The organism is Ureibacillus xyleni, from assembly GCF_900217795.1.
Classification (GTDB): domain Bacteria; phylum Bacillota; class Bacilli; order Bacillales_A; family Planococcaceae; genus Ureibacillus; species Ureibacillus xyleni.
In genome coordinates this window covers 20,433-35,854 of record NZ_OBMQ01000006.1, presented here as the reverse complement: position 1 = coordinate 35,854, position 15,422 = coordinate 20,433, and the positions used below count along the sequence as shown (strand labels likewise).

Genomic DNA, 15,422 nt, shown 5'->3' with positions numbered 1-15,422 from the left:
TCTCAATATTATTTTTCAATTTTGTATCCAATGCCCCACACAACCTTTAAAAACCTTGGATTTTTAGGATCAGCTTCGATTTTTTCACGGATTTTTCGAATATGCACTGCCACTACATTTTCAGCGTTGTAGGCTTCTTCATTCCAGACTAATTCGTAAATTTCGTTAATAGAATAGACCCGCCCTGCATTTTTCAATAAGAGTTCAGTTATTTTGTATTCGATTGGCGTTAGCTTTACAAGTTCCCCATCTAATCGAACTTCTTTTGCATCCATGTCGAGTGATAGCCCATTCACTTCAACTTTGGATTGGGATTGTCCATCATACGTTCCTAATTGTACATATCGTCGTAGCTGCGATTTAACGCGAGCGAGTAACTCTAAAGGATGGAAAGGCTTCGTCACATAGTCATCTGCCCCTACCGATAAGCCATGAATTTTGTCAGAATCCTCAGCTTTTGCACTTAACATAATAATCGGTATATTACGTTCGGACCGAATCTTAAAAGTTGCGGTAATGCCGTCCATGTTCGGCATCATAATATCGAGTATGATTAAATGAACTTCATTCTCCTGTAACTGCTTTAATGCTTCAACTCCATCAGAAGCTTTTAAAACATTGTATCCTTCATTTTTTAAGTAGATTTCAATCCCATCTCGAATATCTTGATCATCATCTGTTACTAATACCGTTAATTTTTTCTCCACTGTCCTCACCTCATCTCTTTTTCTTATGGTTCCATCATAATTTTTGAATCTTAACATCTTGTCATGATAATTATGAAGAAATTCTTAAGATTCTATAGAACCATTTAAAGATTTTATCGTTTAATAAAGGACATGCCTTTGCATGCCCTTATTTAGAGGATTCATTTTCCTCATTTAATGTAGTTTGTGGTTTTCTACTTCCTACTGTTAAAACAATTATTCCCCCAAGTAACATCACCACACCAATCCATGATGTGGGACTTAGATATTCACCCACTAAAAAGACTCCAAGAAGTGCAGCGGTTAATGGTTCTGCTAAAGATAACGTAACTGCAGATGAAGAGCTAATTTTCTCTAAACCTGCTAAAAATAATATATAAGCTAGACTTGTTGCAGCTAATCCCATGAAAACGATTGGGAACAGATTTTGCTTATCAAATGCCCAAGACACCCCATCACCAGAGAAAGGCAGCAACATCACAGCACAAATAGAGAATGTCATCGCTACAGCTGGTAATGTTTCTTCATTCTCCGTTAGCTGCTTACTACAATTCGTATAGAGCGCAAACATAAATCCTGCACAAAGCGCGAGAAGAACACCTAATGGATGAACTGTTGCTTCTCCACGATTAACAAAGAGTAAAACACACCCAACGATGGCAAGGATTGTAGCAATTCCCCAAACACGATTTGGTTTACTCTTCCAAATAACCCACTCAATTATTCCCGAAAACACGGGCGAACTTCCGATTGTAACCACTGTCCCGACTGCTACTCCTGTATATCGGACAGAGGTGAAAAATAACGATTGGAATAAGGCAATCGTTATTGCGGCTAGAATTGTCCATTTCCACGACCAGTTGCGAAAGTTAATTTTTCGCATAACAAGCGCTGCAATAAGTAATACCCCTCCCCCAATCAGTGAACGTACTCCTGCAACTGCAATTGGTGATATTCCATCTTTTAAAAAGGTTTGAGTTGTCCCCACTGTCCCCCAAAGAATGGCAGCAAGCAAAACAAATATATATGGTAATAAATTCAATTAAGAACATCCCCTTATTTTCGTACTTAACCCTATATTGCAATACTACCATTTTCTGTAGGTATATCAAAATAGGATTCATGAAGTATAATATATTCAGTGTTTTATTAATGGAGGTTAACATACATGTATAAAACTGTTGCTGAAACTGCAAAAGAAATTTCAATGCCAGAAGATCAAGTGCTTCGCTACATATATGCTGGCCGTATTAAAGCCGTATTTGATGGTGAGCAGTATTTGGTGAATAGCACACAATTTGATACTTATCACGAACAATTGGAGCGTATTAAAGAAGAAATTGAAATTTGGCGAAATACTCCGATACCAGAAGACATTGATGTGAAAGATGAAGATTAAAAGCGCACATAAACTTGGAAAAACCGCTCATAAATCTAACAAAAGCGCACATAAATACGGAGATACCGCACATAAACCAATCAAAACCGCACATAAAAAAACCATCCTGAAGCGTCTAGTTAATAAATAGCGCAACAAGATGGTTTATTTTAAATTGTAACGACAAAGCCGGCGCGTTTGCCAATAATCTCTGCGTAATCTTCCACCATAACGCTGGCTGTTGGATACATGCCTGCACCTGGTCCTACTAATGTTAATGTCCCGATATAATTTGTCTCCATTGTCACTGCATTGAAGACATCATCAATTGGGTATAACGGATGTTCTTTATCAACTACCATTGGACCGACCTTTGCAATGATTTTACCGTCCGAAAGTCGTTCAACTTCTGCAACGTGTCGATAACGTAACCCTTGTTCAGTTGCTTCTTTTACTTGCTCAGAAGTAATGCCATCTATCCCAATGACTTCAACATCTGCCCAATCTGGTTGTTCACCAAACGCTAGAGCAGATAAAATCATTAATTTCTTAAACGCGTCTTGCCCTGAAATATCGTTATATGGGTCAGCTTCTGCATAACCTAAGTTTTGTGCCTCCTGAAGTGCTTCGTCAAAAGTCCAGCCCTCAGCACGCATTTTTGTTAAAATATAATTTGACGTACCATTTAAGATACCTTGAATTCTTGTAACATCGTTAACTAGTAAAATGTTTTTCATTGTTTTTATTACTGGGACACCGCCAGCAGTTGTTGCTTCATATCCAACAAATACACCGTTTTGCTTTGCTAACTCTTGTAACTCTAACCCACGCTTTGCAAACATCACTTTATTTGCTGTAACTACATGACACTTATGTTCAACAGCTTTTTTCAAATAAGAGTATGCAGGTTCTTCATTCACTATTGCTTCAAATACAACTTGGATTCCTTTTACGGATAAAACATCATCAATACTATCCGTTAGTAAATGTGCTGTACCAGGAACACGTTCTCGCGTTGTATCACGAACTAAGATTTTTGCTACTTCTAATTCAATACCTAATTTATCTCGAAGCTCATCGCGTTTTTCATTTAAAATATGGTAAATTCCTTGTCCTACTGTGCCAAAACCTAAGATGGCCGCCTTTATTGTTGCCATTCCTATACTCGCCTCCATCTTTACTATACGTCCTTCAATATTCAATACGCTTGTTATCCAAATTTTGAAAATAAAAACAAATAATTCGAAAAATTTCACTTAAGAAAATTTTATCTTATATTTTGAAGGAACTCAAGGAAATTCTTCTCAAGATGGACAATTGTTTTCCTAAGAAGGTCAAAAAAGATTCAATTTCGTATTGTAGAATAATATATGTATTCATTAAAATTTCCACTAACTGAAGTTCTTATTATGCCCAATTACTACCAAAGATAAGGAAAATAAAAAAACTGTCCTACATACGTTCAGACAGTTAAAGTGCTGTTAAAATGGGAAATCATTTGCTTAAGAAACTTTTCTAATAAGACTCGTTTTATATTTACTTATACTCTCTTTTACAAGTGCCTCTTCTTCATTAGTAAAGCTTGGTATTCCATAAGTTCTGTAAACCAATTGGAACTGACCGAATTCTAGCTCCCAATCTTTCGCCGGAACATCGATATGATTTGCTCCATATTCCACGTAGGCTTCTTTGACTTCTTTTACAATATATCCATTTTGATTAAATGAATAGATGTTTTCTGAAAACGCACTATGACCAAATTCTTTTTGCCATAAACTCTCAATATCAGCTAATAAATGTTGTATAGCATCAGAATTGATGAAAATACGTTGTTCGTTTAATTCATATATAAAATAAGCTGCGAAATTTTGTGCACTATAGATATTTCCCATTTTACAACACTCCTTGATCTCTTTAGGGATGTAGCAGCTGTCGGGGGAACAACTGCTACGATACTACTAGTTTTTAGATATATTCATAAGCATGGGGAATGCTTAGAACTCAAGTTTCTAATATTTACCTTAATTATAAGTACTAATTACCTTATTGTCAATAAAACAAATGAATTTACTAGGTTTTAAAATAAAAAGTATTTAGTCGAATGAATGGCCTTTAGCTTGGTTGGTAAAACCCAGCTTTTTCACGAGATGATGTGGATAAAGTGAGTTTCACCAAGCAACTAAAATACTTCTATTAATTATGCGTTTGTTTGTGTAACACCTTCAACAGCAATAGCAAGGGCTTGTTCTAAATCTGCAATAATATCTTCAACTGCTTCTAAACCGATTGATAAGCGAATGAGCTCTTCCGATACACCTGCAAATTTTAATTCTTCAGCAGATAGTTGTTGGTGAGTTGTTGAAGCTGGGTGAATGATTAATGATTTTGCATCCCCTACGTTTGCGACGTGTGAGAATAATTTAACATTGTCAATTACTTTACTTCCTGCTTCTCGTCCACCTTTAATGCCAAATGTAAGCATTGAACCGAAGCCATTTTTCAAGTATTTCTTCGCTAATGAATGCGACGGGAAGTTTTCTTTACCTGGATAGTTTACATATTCCACAGATGAGTGGTTTTCTAAAAACTCTACAACCTTTTCTGCATTTTCACCGTGTCTTGTATAACGCAAATGAAGCGTCTCTAAACCTTGTAAGAAGTTAAATGCAGCGTCAGCACTTAAAGTTGGACCAAAGTCACGAAGTAATTGAACACGCAATTTTGTAGCGAATGCAGCTGCAGCAGTATCAATTCCGTAACGCAAACCATGATAGGACTCGTCTGGTTCTGTAAATCCTGGGAAACGACCTTGTGTCCAATCGAATTTACCAGCATCAACGACAATACCGCCAATTGTTGTTCCATGTCCGCCAATCCATTTTGTAGCAGAATGAACGACAACATCTGCTCCAAATTCGATTGGGTTCGATCCGTATGGGGATGGGAATGTATTATCGATAATTAGCGGAAGACCATGCGCATGAGCAATTTCCGCAACTCTTTCAATATCTAAAACATTTAAACTTGGGTTACCGATTGTTTCAGCATAGATTGCCTTTGTATTTTCGGTAATTGCTGCTTCAAAGTTTTTAGGGTCTGTTTCATCAACAAATGTAGTTGTAATGCCGTAGCGTGGCAATGTATTTGCAAATAAATTATATGTTCCACCATATAGTGAACCAGCAGCAATAATCTCATCCCCTGCGCCTGCAATGTTTAAAATTGAAAATGCAATTGCTGCCATACCTGATGATAATGCTACTGCAGCAGTTCCACCTTCTAATTTTGCAACGCGTTGCTCAAATACATCTACTGTTGGGTTCATAATTCGGGAATAAATATTACCCGGAGTTTCTAAAGCGAACAGTTGACGAGCATGCTCTGTATTTTGAAAAGCATAAGCAGTCGTACGATAGATTGGTACAGCTATTGCACCTGTTGTTGGGTCTGGCTTTTGTCCACCATGTAGTAGAATTGTTTCTGGACGTTGTTGTGACATGTAATCTTCCTCCTAGTTTTTATTCGATGGATGATCGCATTTAATAAGGAGGACTTTATTTATGGAAAAACAAAAAGCCCTCTTATTTAAGAAGAGGGCTGCAAGTTGCAATTTTTCCTCCCCTTATCTGTCAGATCAATCAAAATCTGTAGGAATTAGCACCTTAGTAAACACTTTATGTATTCACTGGTTGCCGGGCATCTTAGGGCCTATTCCCTCCGCCACTCTGGATAAAGGTATTTGATTCATGTTCCATCGTTGTATTCACTATAAATCATAGTAATCTACTCTGTCAACTATATTTTTAAATTTTTTTGAAACTTCTTTCTTTTTCTCAGAGTATAATAGAAATAACATCTATTGGGAAGGAGTTTTTGAGAATGCTAGTTACTTTGTTATCCGTTCTTATAGTTGGTTATTTAATTGGATGCATTCATGGTTCTAACTTCGCTAAACTGTTTACCGGTGTAAATTTAAAGGAAGTTGGTCACGGAAATGCCGGTGCGTCTAATGCGATGTTGTCTCTAGGCTGGAAATTTGGTGTACTCGTCGGACTAATTGATATTGGTAAAGGTATTGTTGCAATTATACTTGGACAATTTTTATTATCGAACTATACAAACTTTACTCCAGATCAAATGTCTATACTGCTTTATTCAATTGGAGCTGCCGTTATTTTAGGACATAATTTTCCTATCCACATGAAATTTCGCGGAGGAAAAGGTACTGCATCATTAATCGGCATCTTTATCACAATAAACTGGCAGATGGGTTTAATTGCAGTTTTGTTTCTTATTGTTTTTTCCCTTTTAACCAATTATCTAATTATCGGTGTTTTTGCCCTTTACATGATATTTGCAATTACAGCTATACTACAGGAACCAACGATTTGGCCATTTTTCATAACAATATCTTTATTCGTTATAGCAATCATTTTACATGTTGAAAATATAAATCGGATGCGTTTAGGAACGGAACCAAAAGTCACTACTGCTTTCAACAAAAAACGTTAAAACCAAAGCCGTAATGCTACTTCTAAATTAGCTTACGGCTTTTACCTATTACTCCCCTTATAATTCATAAAGCCCCTATTTTGTATTACATTTCAAAATAGTCTAATATATCCGTATAGAGAATTTTCTCTAAACTACTTTTAAATTACATACAAAGGGGAGTATAAGTGTGTCAGTTAAAGAGGTATTACGTAGTCATTCATCTGTAAGAAAGTATACGGGAGAACAAATTTCAAAAGAAACTGTAATAGATCTTATCCAAACAGCACAAATGGCAGCAAGTTCCCATTTCGTTCAAGCCTACAGTGTTATTTGGGTTACAGATGAAGAAAAAAAACAAAAACTAGGTGAACTATCTAAAAACGATTTCCAGTTTAAGACAGCAGGTGCCTCATTTTTATTTTGTGTAGACTTTAAACGTCTTCAGATGGCAGGACAGAAGCATGGCGTTGATATTGTAGCAGACAGTGCTGAAAATTTATTAGTTGGTGTTGCAGATGTAGGCATTTTTGCTCAAAACTTTGTTATTGCTGCAGAGGCAGAAGGTTACGGTATTTGTTATATTGGTGGTGCACGTAACAACCCTACTGAAATTAGTGAATTGTTCAATTTACCGGATTATGTATTCCCACTCTTTGCTATGACAATTGGTACACCAACAAAACGTAATGAAACAAAGCCTAGACTACCGGTAGGAGCAATCCTTCATGAAAATAGTTACGATTCAGCAATATACAATGATTTGTTAGATGAATACGATTCTATTATGGAAAACTATTATGCAAGTCGTAGCTCTAACCAAAAAGTGTCTAATTGGACAAAACAGATGGCTGATTTTTTAGTAGAACAAAGACGTCCGCACATAAAAGAATTTTTAGCATCGAAAGGCTTTAGCTGGAAATAACTTTAATTTTATAGGTAGAACTTACTTGTTTAATATAGTCAATATGTAAGTTCTCTTTTACATAAATACGGTAATATAGTAATCTAATAAATCCCTGAAAACTTTGATAAAATAATAGTAGTATTTGTAAGTTTAAAGGGGTGTTGTTAATGTATCAAAATAGACAAGTTGCATTGTCTTTAGAGAGACAACATAATAAAAAGATTCGGCATTATTATCGTGTTTTAGCAGACATTAATTTAGAACTTGCAAAACTTCACAAAAATATTGAAGTTAAAATTAATAAAGAAGCATATAAACACATTACAGAATTTGTAAATCAGTATATTTCCTACACAACCGTATGGAATATCAAGTTTATTTACAATTTAGAAAGTCCTGAAGTTGCATTAATGCAAATTTTCCACTTAGAATATATTTTCAGACACGAACCAGAAGCTCGGTTTATGAAAGAACGCAGAATTTTGCAAGAACAAAAAGAACGATTCGATAGCTTGAAGCCATACACAAAAGAACATGTTCAGTTAAGAAAACAAAGAATGGTTGAATATCTTAACGAAAAAGAGAAAAACCCGACAAGATAACGGAAGCCACTGAAAAACTAAATACCGATAAAAATTTATAGTAATTATTTGCTTCTAAATAGAAGGTGGGATTCACTTCGCTTTCCACGGGCTTGGCTTCAGCCTCCTCGTCGCAAGCTCCTGCGGGGTCTTCAGCTCAAGCTGTTCCCGTAGGAGTCTTCGTGAATCCCACTTCCTAAAAGATCTGAGCGTATTTTTATTATAAAAATTTATTAAAATCGACTTTTTCAGTGCCCTAAAGATAACGTCAGGTTTTTCTTTTTTAGTTTGATAAAATTCCTCCGATTTCCATTTCTTTTACAGGAAGGAATAATTCTTTTGTGTTGTAGTATGTTATTACAACGCGGTCGCCTTCTTGTAAATAGATTGTAAGAGGTGCATTTTGGGAACTTACTATGAAGTTTTGACCTGTGTTTAATAAGAATGAAACGATTGTATAATCCCCTACTCGCTCTTTATAAACACGGACAACCTCTCCTGAAATTGTTGCTTCTTCTGCACTTGACGTTCCTTCTACAGATCCCCCACCTCGACTTAATGCTGTCTTATACTGTTTTAACGCTTCATTTGGTGTTACACCATATGCTGATATTTCAGGATTTGCAGCAGATACAATAAAGTAGTTTTGTAAAAATCCGTTTGAATCTAGTACTGGTGCAAGCCAGCTAGCTTCCCCGTAGAAGTTATAAAGAATTGGCATTTCTCCTTGCCATTCTTTTTCAATAAACTTTTTCTCAATAATATCTAAAGCACCTTGTGAATCCATATATGATTCTTCTAGGTTTCCTGTATAATACGTGGCTTCACCTGTTCTTGCATGGGTTAATGAATAGCCAAGCATTGAATCAACGCCCTCTTTTGGACTAGTGAAATCAGTAAAGTAATACATTTCCCCATTTTCATTAAAAATCGGACTTACATTAGCTTCTGTTCCTTCATCTGATGGTAACTTCACATCTTTTTTCCCAAACATACTATTCCAAAAACCATGAATATATTTACCAAAGTAACTATTTTGTAGACTAACTGATTCTGGTGAAACGGCACCATCAATAAATTCTGGCACTTCATCTATGGTTAAAATCTCTGAATCTCCTGATGCAGCATCCACCATAACAATTCCCTTCACATCAAAGCCATTCCGTGCAGAAATAAAATTACCATATGAGCGAATATAGTACGGTTTTCCTTCGTCATCTACTTCAAGTTGCGGCTTTCCATAGAAAATTAATGTTGGGTTTTGAAGGCGGATATGACGCTCTAAGTTATTATTCAAAAACGCTGATGGTACGTAAGTCATTTCAGATTGTACAAACTTTGGATTGTCAGTAGAATCTGTTGCACTCATCGTAAAGTATCCAGGAGTTGTTTTTCCAGTAAACCATCTAAAGAAACCTGAAAATTCAACTGGTGCAATATAGACAAACTCCCCGTTTACCTTTTGAATTTGTAAATTTCCTAGTTCATAGTAACTTGTATTGGGTACTTGCCCAAATGCCTTTTTCATTTTATTCTCTGCAAATCTTGGAGGTACACTTGCTGGGGTTTTTGTTTCGTCAAATGGTTCAATTTCAACCTTTTCTTCCATTTTAGCAGATTGGTATTTTTCATTTGCATTCCAAACAGGAGCGGATAACATATATCCAAGAACAATCAAACTCAATAAAAAGACTAATCCTTTAAACGTTTGCTCTATACCTGAAGAGATTATTGCCCCTAATAAAGCGATAATTGGTAATGAATATACAAAAATCGTCCAATGCATATCAATCTTTGTAATATAGATAATTGCGACTAGTATAATGAAGCTTGCTATTAGCACGAAGATTAATGAATTTGACAGTTGTTTACTGCTTATTTCCCCTTTTTGCACCTTTTTCGTAAGCGGAACAAGAAGGAGCGTCGTGACAAATGCAGCTAGTAATGCTGTTAATAACAATTGTGTCACACGAACCACCCTTTCTTTTAGATACTTTATTTACGGAATAGCAAGCCAATTAGTTTCATAAATAGTTAAATAGCATTCATTTAGTCTATCCAGTATTTCTCAATCCAAATCACAAATTATTCCGTTATCCGAAGTAAAAATGATACAATAGGTGCAAGTAACCATTTAAGGAGGATTTTCATGAAAGAAAAAGTAATTGAACGGTTAATTCGATATGCAAAAATTGATACAACTTCAGATCCTGAAAGCTCTACAACACCATCAACTCAAAAACAATTTGATTTGCTTAACGTACTAAAAGAAGAACTAGCTGAAATCGGCTTAACAGAAATAACACTTGATGAGAACGGTTATTTGTTTGCAACCTTACCTGCAAATACGGATAAAGATGTACCGACAATTGGTTTTCTTGCCCATGTAGATACATCACCTGACTTTTCAGGTACAAATGTAAATCCTCGTCGCATCGATAATTATGAAGGTGGTGATATTCAATTAAATAGTAACCTAATCATGTCACCAAGTTACTTCCCTAATTTAAAGAACTATACGGGTCAAACTCTAATTACAACAGACGGAACTACACTTCTAGGTGCAGATGATAAAGCTGGTATTGCAGAAATCATGACAGCTATGGAGTATTTAGTTGAACATCCTGAAATTAAGCACGGAAAATTAAGGGTTGCATTCACACCTGACGAAGAAATTGGTCGTGGTCCTCATAAATTTGATGTGGAAGCTTTCGGTGCAGATTTTGCTTATACAATGGATGGCGGTCCCCTTGGCGAGCTTCAATATGAAAGCTTTAATGCTGCATCAGCAAAGGTTACAACTCGAGGAACGAGTGTGCATCCAGGATCTGCAAAAGATAAAATGGTGAATGCTATTACTTTGGCAGTTAAATTCCAAAACGGAATGCCATCAGATGCTGTTCCAGAGAAGACTGAAGGTTATGAAGGGTTTATTCATTTGATGAATTTTAATGGTCGAATAGAAGAAGCTCAACTTTCATACATTATTCGAGACCATGATCGTGAAAAGTTTGAAGCTAAAAAAGCCCATTTCTTTGAATTAGAGAAAATAATGAAGGAAAGATTTGGCGAAGACTCCATCACAGTAGAAATTGAAGATCAATATTACAACATGCGTGAAAAGATAGAGCCAGTAAAAGAAATTGTTGATATAGCACACAAGGCAATGGAAAACTTAGGGATAACACCGATTGTCGAACCAATTCGTGGTGGTACTGACGGTTCCCAATTATCTTATATGGGCTTGCCAACACCGAATATCTTTGCAGGTGGAGAAAACATGCATGGCAAATTTGAATTTATCTCCGCTGAAACGATGGAAAAAGCAACGAAAGTCATATTAGAAATCGTTCAATTATTTGAAGCACAAGGAAAATAATTCGTATGCGAAGTAAGTGCAATGCTTGCTTCGCTGTTTTTTATATTTTTCAGAACAATAAAAACTTTTGAATACTTTTAAGTAAACTTTTATACTTTGAAAAAGGTCTCCTATTACATATTCTCAAAGGAAGTAGGTTAATAGATTGAAAGAAATTATCATAGGTATTCTCGCATCTGTGTTTTTTGCCGTTACTTTTATTTTAAACCGTTCAATGGAATTAGAAGGAGGGAGTTGGCTTTGGAGTTCATCGCTTCGTTATTTTTTCATGCTCCCCTTTCTACTCGGGATTGTTTTTTCACGAAAAGGATTAAAACCATTAACACATGAGATGAAAGGTCAACCGGTAAAATGGTTACTTTGGAGTTTTGTAGGGTTCGTACTATTTTACGCTCCCCTCACATATGCAGCAGCTTTTGGTCCAGGATGGCTTGTTTCAGGTACTTGGCAATTAACCATTGTAGCAGGAGTTTTATTAGCTCCACTTTTCACCTCCTTTATTAATGGTCAAAAAGTGCGTCAAAAGATTCCTGTTACGTCTTTATTAATATCAAGCGTTATTTTAATTGGGATTTTATTTATACAAATTCCACAAGCTAAATCAGTATCACCTAATATCCTACTTTTAGGAATTTTACCTGTATTAATTGCTGCATTCGCCTACCCTTTAGGAAACAGAAAAATGATGGAACTATGTGGTGGTCGATTGGATACATTCCAACGAGTTTTAGGTATGACCATCGCATCTTTGCCAAGTTGGATTGTACTAGGTGCTATTGCATTATTCACTGTAGGTCTTCCTTCTCCTAGCCAATTATTGCAGTCTCTTATAATCGGGGTTAGTTCCGGTGTTATTGCAACAGTATTATTCTTTATTGCAACAGACCGTTCCAGAGAGGATCAAGGTAAACTCGCTGCAGTAGAAGCAACACAATCAACACAGGTGCTGTTTGTTATTATTGGCGAAATGTTGTTACTTGGTGCACCTTTACCTAGCCCAATATCATTAACAGGTATAGGTATTATTATTGTTGGGATGGTTCTTCATAGTTATCACACAATGCTCGTATCGAAAAAATCCCATATAAAAGAAAAACAGGCCGAGCTTCAAGGATAAGCTGGGCCTTTTCTTTAAAGTAACGTTTTATTAGGGGGGAAAACGTTGACTAGTTTTAGAGGTAGTGCCTTTTCAAACTTCTAAGAGTATTTCTTTCTATACGGTAATGATAATCATTTTCATTTAGGAAGTCAACTGCTTTTTCCCACTTTTATGAATGCTTTAATGAGCGTCTATATTTATATTGCTTGAGTTGGAAGAACAAAAAACATCCAATGCAAAATCCTAAAATTGCAATAAATGATGCTATGGCTACCATTATGGTAAATACATAACCCAATACATCCCATCCGATTAAAAAGCTAACTAAACCAATTGCTAAACAAAAAATCGCTATACATGCATTAAATTTTTGTTGAGTTACATCTTCAGGAATATACTTCTTTCCATCCTTTATTAAGAACAAGCGTGCAAACTTCATAATCGGATTAAAGTTAAACAACACACCCATCAAATTTGCAATGAGCGGAATTGCGAGAATCCAAACCTCTCCTGAAACCAAAGTAAGAACAACTGAAAGGAAAATCGTCCATTGGTTCGTTCTTACAAGCGGACGTGGTATAGAAGGTAATTGTGTCATTTTAAATCCAACCTTTCCAATACGTTTTATTCATTTTATTACGTTAAACACTATTTGTATAGTAAAAAATTCATCGATTTAATGAAAAATGATATAGTAAACAGTAAGGAAGGTGAATGAAATGCCAGCGTTAACATATGATCAAATTCGTGTATTAAATTCATATAGTGTTTTTACAGAAGATACAGAACGTACACTTTTCACATTAGAAAATTTACATAAAGATTTTTTTATTAAAGATTTTCGGAATTTAATGATGGGGATTACACAAGCAACAACTGAGGCTGCCGCTATTTCCCATTTCGGGCGTCGTTATGGAATGTTTGTAGCGATGCAATTTTACATGTTGGCTGTTTATGATGAAGTGTGGGATGGCAAGTTAGAAGATATCCGTTTTAGCCTAATAAACGAATATGGTAACAACACTCTTGGTACTTTTATTACAGCAAAGGATTTTCGATATGTGGATGACAAGGAAAGAAGCTCAGTTATTAAAAAACTATTGATTCAATGTCATTTAGTTTTTCAACAGCTACGAAAAGCGACTTCTGTATCTCCTCTCACTTTATGGGAAAATGTCTTTGGTTACATGTTGTGGAATTATCACGAAATGTTAGAAAACCCATTGTTAGCAGACCGCGCATTTGAAGACATCGAAATTTTAGAAGACCCTGATACTTGGGAGTTATTTTCTAGCAAATCATTATTTTATCAATATACGGGAGGAAAAAACCCTTCAAGTTTAGTCAATAAACCACTTCGAAAAAGTTGTTGTTTTTCAAAGGATATCCCTGGCTTAACAGCGTGTGAGTTTTGCCCGATGAAATAAAAATAAGTGAGGTAATCTCAACCCAGATTGAGATTACCTCTTCTTACCACCAATACATTGGATATTTTCTTTTTGGATGAAGGTTATTAATTATAAGGCCAAAGAGAACAATTATGATCGTTCCAATTAAAACTGGATGGAAAATAAATTCCCAACTATAGTTCCCCATCATAATGATAATGGTATTTCCACATGCTGGTGGGTGAAATGTTCTTGCAATTAGCATAAAAAAGATAGTTAAGCATAGAGCTAGGCTGATAATAAATGGGGTTGAACCAAACTGACTAGATAAAGTTAAACTTATAATAGAAGCGATCAGGTAACTTCCTATAACATTTCGAGGTTGTCCAACAGGTGCATTCCAAGCAGCAATTACTAGCATAATACTTGCCCCAAATGATGCAATAAACCATATTGAATTTGTATATTCTGTTAAAATAAAAACTGGCAATACACAAAAAAATGCCCCCATTGAAGCAATCATAGCATCTGAAAACGAAGTACGACTATTGCCTTTTGAATATCCACTCATTTTGCCGATTAGCATTTTAAAAAAATGTTCATTTACCGTTGTTTTACTCGCCAATTCATTCACATTCCTAGTTATTTTAATTTTTTATAAATTCTATCACTTTAATATGAAATATGGTAGAACTATTTTAAAATTCTCCTATTTTTATCCATAATCCTCTTAAGATTAGAATTGCAAAGAAAACTACAAGTAAAAAGAAGCTACCCATAGATAGCTCCTCTTCATTATCTTATTTAATTTTTTTATATTCTACTACCCAATCATCTGCAAGCTGTTTCATTTGAACCCCAACAAATCCTTCAAGCAATAATCTTTGTTGCGCTTCAACATCACCCATTGAAATTGTCACTATTTCCTCTTCATAGTGAGGTTCTCCGCGTAGATCAAGAGCAAAAACGTAACGTAATTTTCCACCATAAATATATTTTAACGCAACAATGTAAAATCCTTGTGAGAACTTGTCCTTTAAACTTGCAATATTATACGGCATAACAGTAGTTGCCACATAATCGAAAGCAGTTGTATCAATTTGCTTCATAATGACGGTAGCTAGAGTTTTTTGTAATCCAAAACCACGATAATTTGGATCAACACTTGAGATTTCTTGGTATAAAACTCGTTTTAATTCCGATTTTTCTAGCCCAATATCATATCCTAAATGTTCTTCATCGATAGGTGGAATAAGGAGCGCACGAAATCCGATTAATTTATCATCGGCATACGCCCCTATCATAATTCCATTGCCATCTAGAATAAATTCAAATTCTTCTTCTGAAAGTGGTTGTAAAATGTTTTTGTCTATAAGAGCTTCACAAACTATCTCTTGTAAAGTTAACACTTCAGATAAATGGCTTTTATTTAAAACAGATACATAAAACGGCTTGTCTCCTAATAAACCTTCATGAATTGTACTCATGGTCC

The 15,422-nt window shown here is 35.5% G+C and carries 16 protein-coding genes and 1 riboswitch; of the genes, 7 read left to right on the top strand and 9 right to left on the bottom strand.

Going from position 1 to position 15,422, the window contains the following annotated elements; translation table 11 throughout:
* Positions 1-8 precede the first annotated feature (8 nt).
* Positions 9-707 carry a response regulator transcription factor gene (locus CRO00_RS10160; RefSeq protein ID WP_419865874.1) on the bottom strand — a complete coding sequence of 233 codons (699 nt, stop codon included), beginning with the start codon at positions 705-707 and terminating at the stop codon, positions 9-11.
* A gap of 148 nt (positions 708-855) precedes the next feature.
* Positions 856-1,749 carry a DMT family transporter gene (locus CRO00_RS10155; RefSeq protein WP_097073563.1) on the bottom strand — a complete coding sequence of 298 codons (894 nt, stop codon included), beginning with the start codon at positions 1,747-1,749 and terminating at the stop codon, positions 856-858.
* 126 nt (positions 1,750-1,875) lie between these two features.
* Between CRO00_RS10155 and CRO00_RS10150 the strand changes: the two genes are divergently transcribed.
* On the top strand, positions 1,876-2,106 hold the full coding sequence (locus tag CRO00_RS10150) for a DNA-binding protein (RefSeq protein ID WP_097073562.1): 231 nt from the start codon (positions 1,876-1,878) through the stop codon (positions 2,104-2,106).
* A 149-nt stretch (positions 2,107-2,255) separates the two neighbouring features.
* Here CRO00_RS10150 and CRO00_RS10145 read toward each other — a convergent pair whose 3' ends face one another.
* The 3 genes from CRO00_RS10145 to CRO00_RS10135 all read right to left on the bottom strand — a co-directional run bounded on the left by CRO00_RS10145 (position 2,256) and on the right by CRO00_RS10135 (position 5,584).
* The gene (locus CRO00_RS10145) at positions 2,256-3,242 is read right to left on the bottom strand and encodes a homoserine dehydrogenase (RefSeq protein WP_097073561.1); all 987 of its coding nucleotides are present in this window, start codon (positions 3,240-3,242) and stop codon (positions 2,256-2,258) included.
* 345 nt (positions 3,243-3,587) lie between these two features.
* The gene (locus tag CRO00_RS10140; protein WP_097073560.1) at positions 3,588-3,977 is read right to left on the bottom strand and encodes a hypothetical protein; all 390 of its coding nucleotides are present in this window, start codon (positions 3,975-3,977) and stop codon (positions 3,588-3,590) included.
* A 305-nt stretch (positions 3,978-4,282) separates the two neighbouring features.
* Complete coding sequence (locus CRO00_RS10135) at positions 4,283-5,584, bottom strand: O-acetylhomoserine aminocarboxypropyltransferase/cysteine synthase family protein (RefSeq protein ID WP_097073559.1); 1,302 nt, start codon at positions 5,582-5,584, stop codon at positions 4,283-4,285.
* A 120-nt stretch (positions 5,585-5,704) separates the two neighbouring features.
* Positions 5,705-5,821: riboswitch (SAM riboswitch) on the bottom strand.
* Positions 5,822-5,964: 143 nt separating this feature from the next.
* Between CRO00_RS10135 and CRO00_RS10130 the strand changes: the two genes are divergently transcribed.
* From CRO00_RS10130 to CRO00_RS10120, 3 genes are all read left to right on the top strand, one after another.
* Complete coding sequence (locus tag CRO00_RS10130; RefSeq protein WP_097073558.1) at positions 5,965-6,597, top strand: glycerol-3-phosphate acyltransferase; 633 nt, start codon at positions 5,965-5,967, stop codon at positions 6,595-6,597.
* Between the two features lie 169 nt (positions 6,598-6,766).
* Positions 6,767-7,501 (top strand): oxygen-insensitive NADPH nitroreductase, encoded by a 735-nt coding sequence (gene nfsA, locus CRO00_RS10125; protein ID WP_097073557.1) that lies wholly within the window; start codon positions 6,767-6,769, stop codon positions 7,499-7,501.
* A 149-nt stretch (positions 7,502-7,650) separates the two neighbouring features.
* Entirely contained in the window at positions 7,651-8,085 is a 435-nt protein-coding gene (locus CRO00_RS10120; protein ID WP_097073556.1) for a hypothetical protein, read from the top strand.
* A gap of 262 nt (positions 8,086-8,347) precedes the next feature.
* Here CRO00_RS10120 and CRO00_RS10115 read toward each other — a convergent pair whose 3' ends face one another.
* Positions 8,348-10,033 carry a hypothetical protein gene (locus CRO00_RS10115; protein WP_097073555.1) on the bottom strand — a complete coding sequence of 562 codons (1,686 nt, stop codon included), beginning with the start codon at positions 10,031-10,033 and terminating at the stop codon, positions 8,348-8,350.
* A gap of 180 nt (positions 10,034-10,213) precedes the next feature.
* Here CRO00_RS10115 and pepT point away from each other — a divergent pair, with 180 nt between their 5' ends.
* Together pepT and CRO00_RS10105 are read left to right on the top strand one after the other, a co-directional pair.
* Positions 10,214-11,443: a peptidase T gene (gene pepT, locus CRO00_RS10110; protein ID WP_097073554.1), complete on the top strand. Its 1,230-nt coding sequence runs from the start codon at positions 10,214-10,216 to the stop codon at positions 11,441-11,443.
* A 145-nt stretch (positions 11,444-11,588) separates the two neighbouring features.
* Positions 11,589-12,560 (top strand): DMT family transporter, encoded by a 972-nt coding sequence (locus CRO00_RS10105; RefSeq protein WP_097073553.1) that lies wholly within the window; start codon positions 11,589-11,591, stop codon positions 12,558-12,560.
* Between the two features lie 151 nt (positions 12,561-12,711).
* Here CRO00_RS10105 and CRO00_RS10100 read toward each other — a convergent pair whose 3' ends face one another.
* Positions 12,712-13,140 (bottom strand): DUF4395 domain-containing protein, encoded by a 429-nt coding sequence (locus CRO00_RS10100; RefSeq protein ID WP_097073552.1) that lies wholly within the window; start codon positions 13,138-13,140, stop codon positions 12,712-12,714.
* 121 nt (positions 13,141-13,261) lie between these two features.
* Here CRO00_RS10100 and CRO00_RS10095 point away from each other — a divergent pair, with 121 nt between their 5' ends.
* Positions 13,262-13,969, top strand: coding sequence for a Fe-S oxidoreductase (locus CRO00_RS10095; RefSeq protein WP_097073551.1), 708 nt, complete (start codon positions 13,262-13,264; stop codon positions 13,967-13,969).
* Between the two features lie 43 nt (positions 13,970-14,012).
* Here the strand turns inward: CRO00_RS10095 and CRO00_RS10090 are convergent, their stop codons facing one another.
* Together CRO00_RS10090 and CRO00_RS10085 are read right to left on the bottom strand one after the other, a co-directional pair.
* Complete coding sequence (locus CRO00_RS10090) at positions 14,013-14,555, bottom strand: HPP family protein (RefSeq protein WP_097073550.1); 543 nt, start codon at positions 14,553-14,555, stop codon at positions 14,013-14,015.
* A 175-nt stretch (positions 14,556-14,730) separates the two neighbouring features.
* On the bottom strand, positions 14,731-15,417 hold the full coding sequence (locus CRO00_RS10085) for a GNAT family protein (protein ID WP_097073549.1): 687 nt from the start codon (positions 15,415-15,417) through the stop codon (positions 14,731-14,733).
* Positions 15,418-15,422 lie beyond the last annotated feature (5 nt).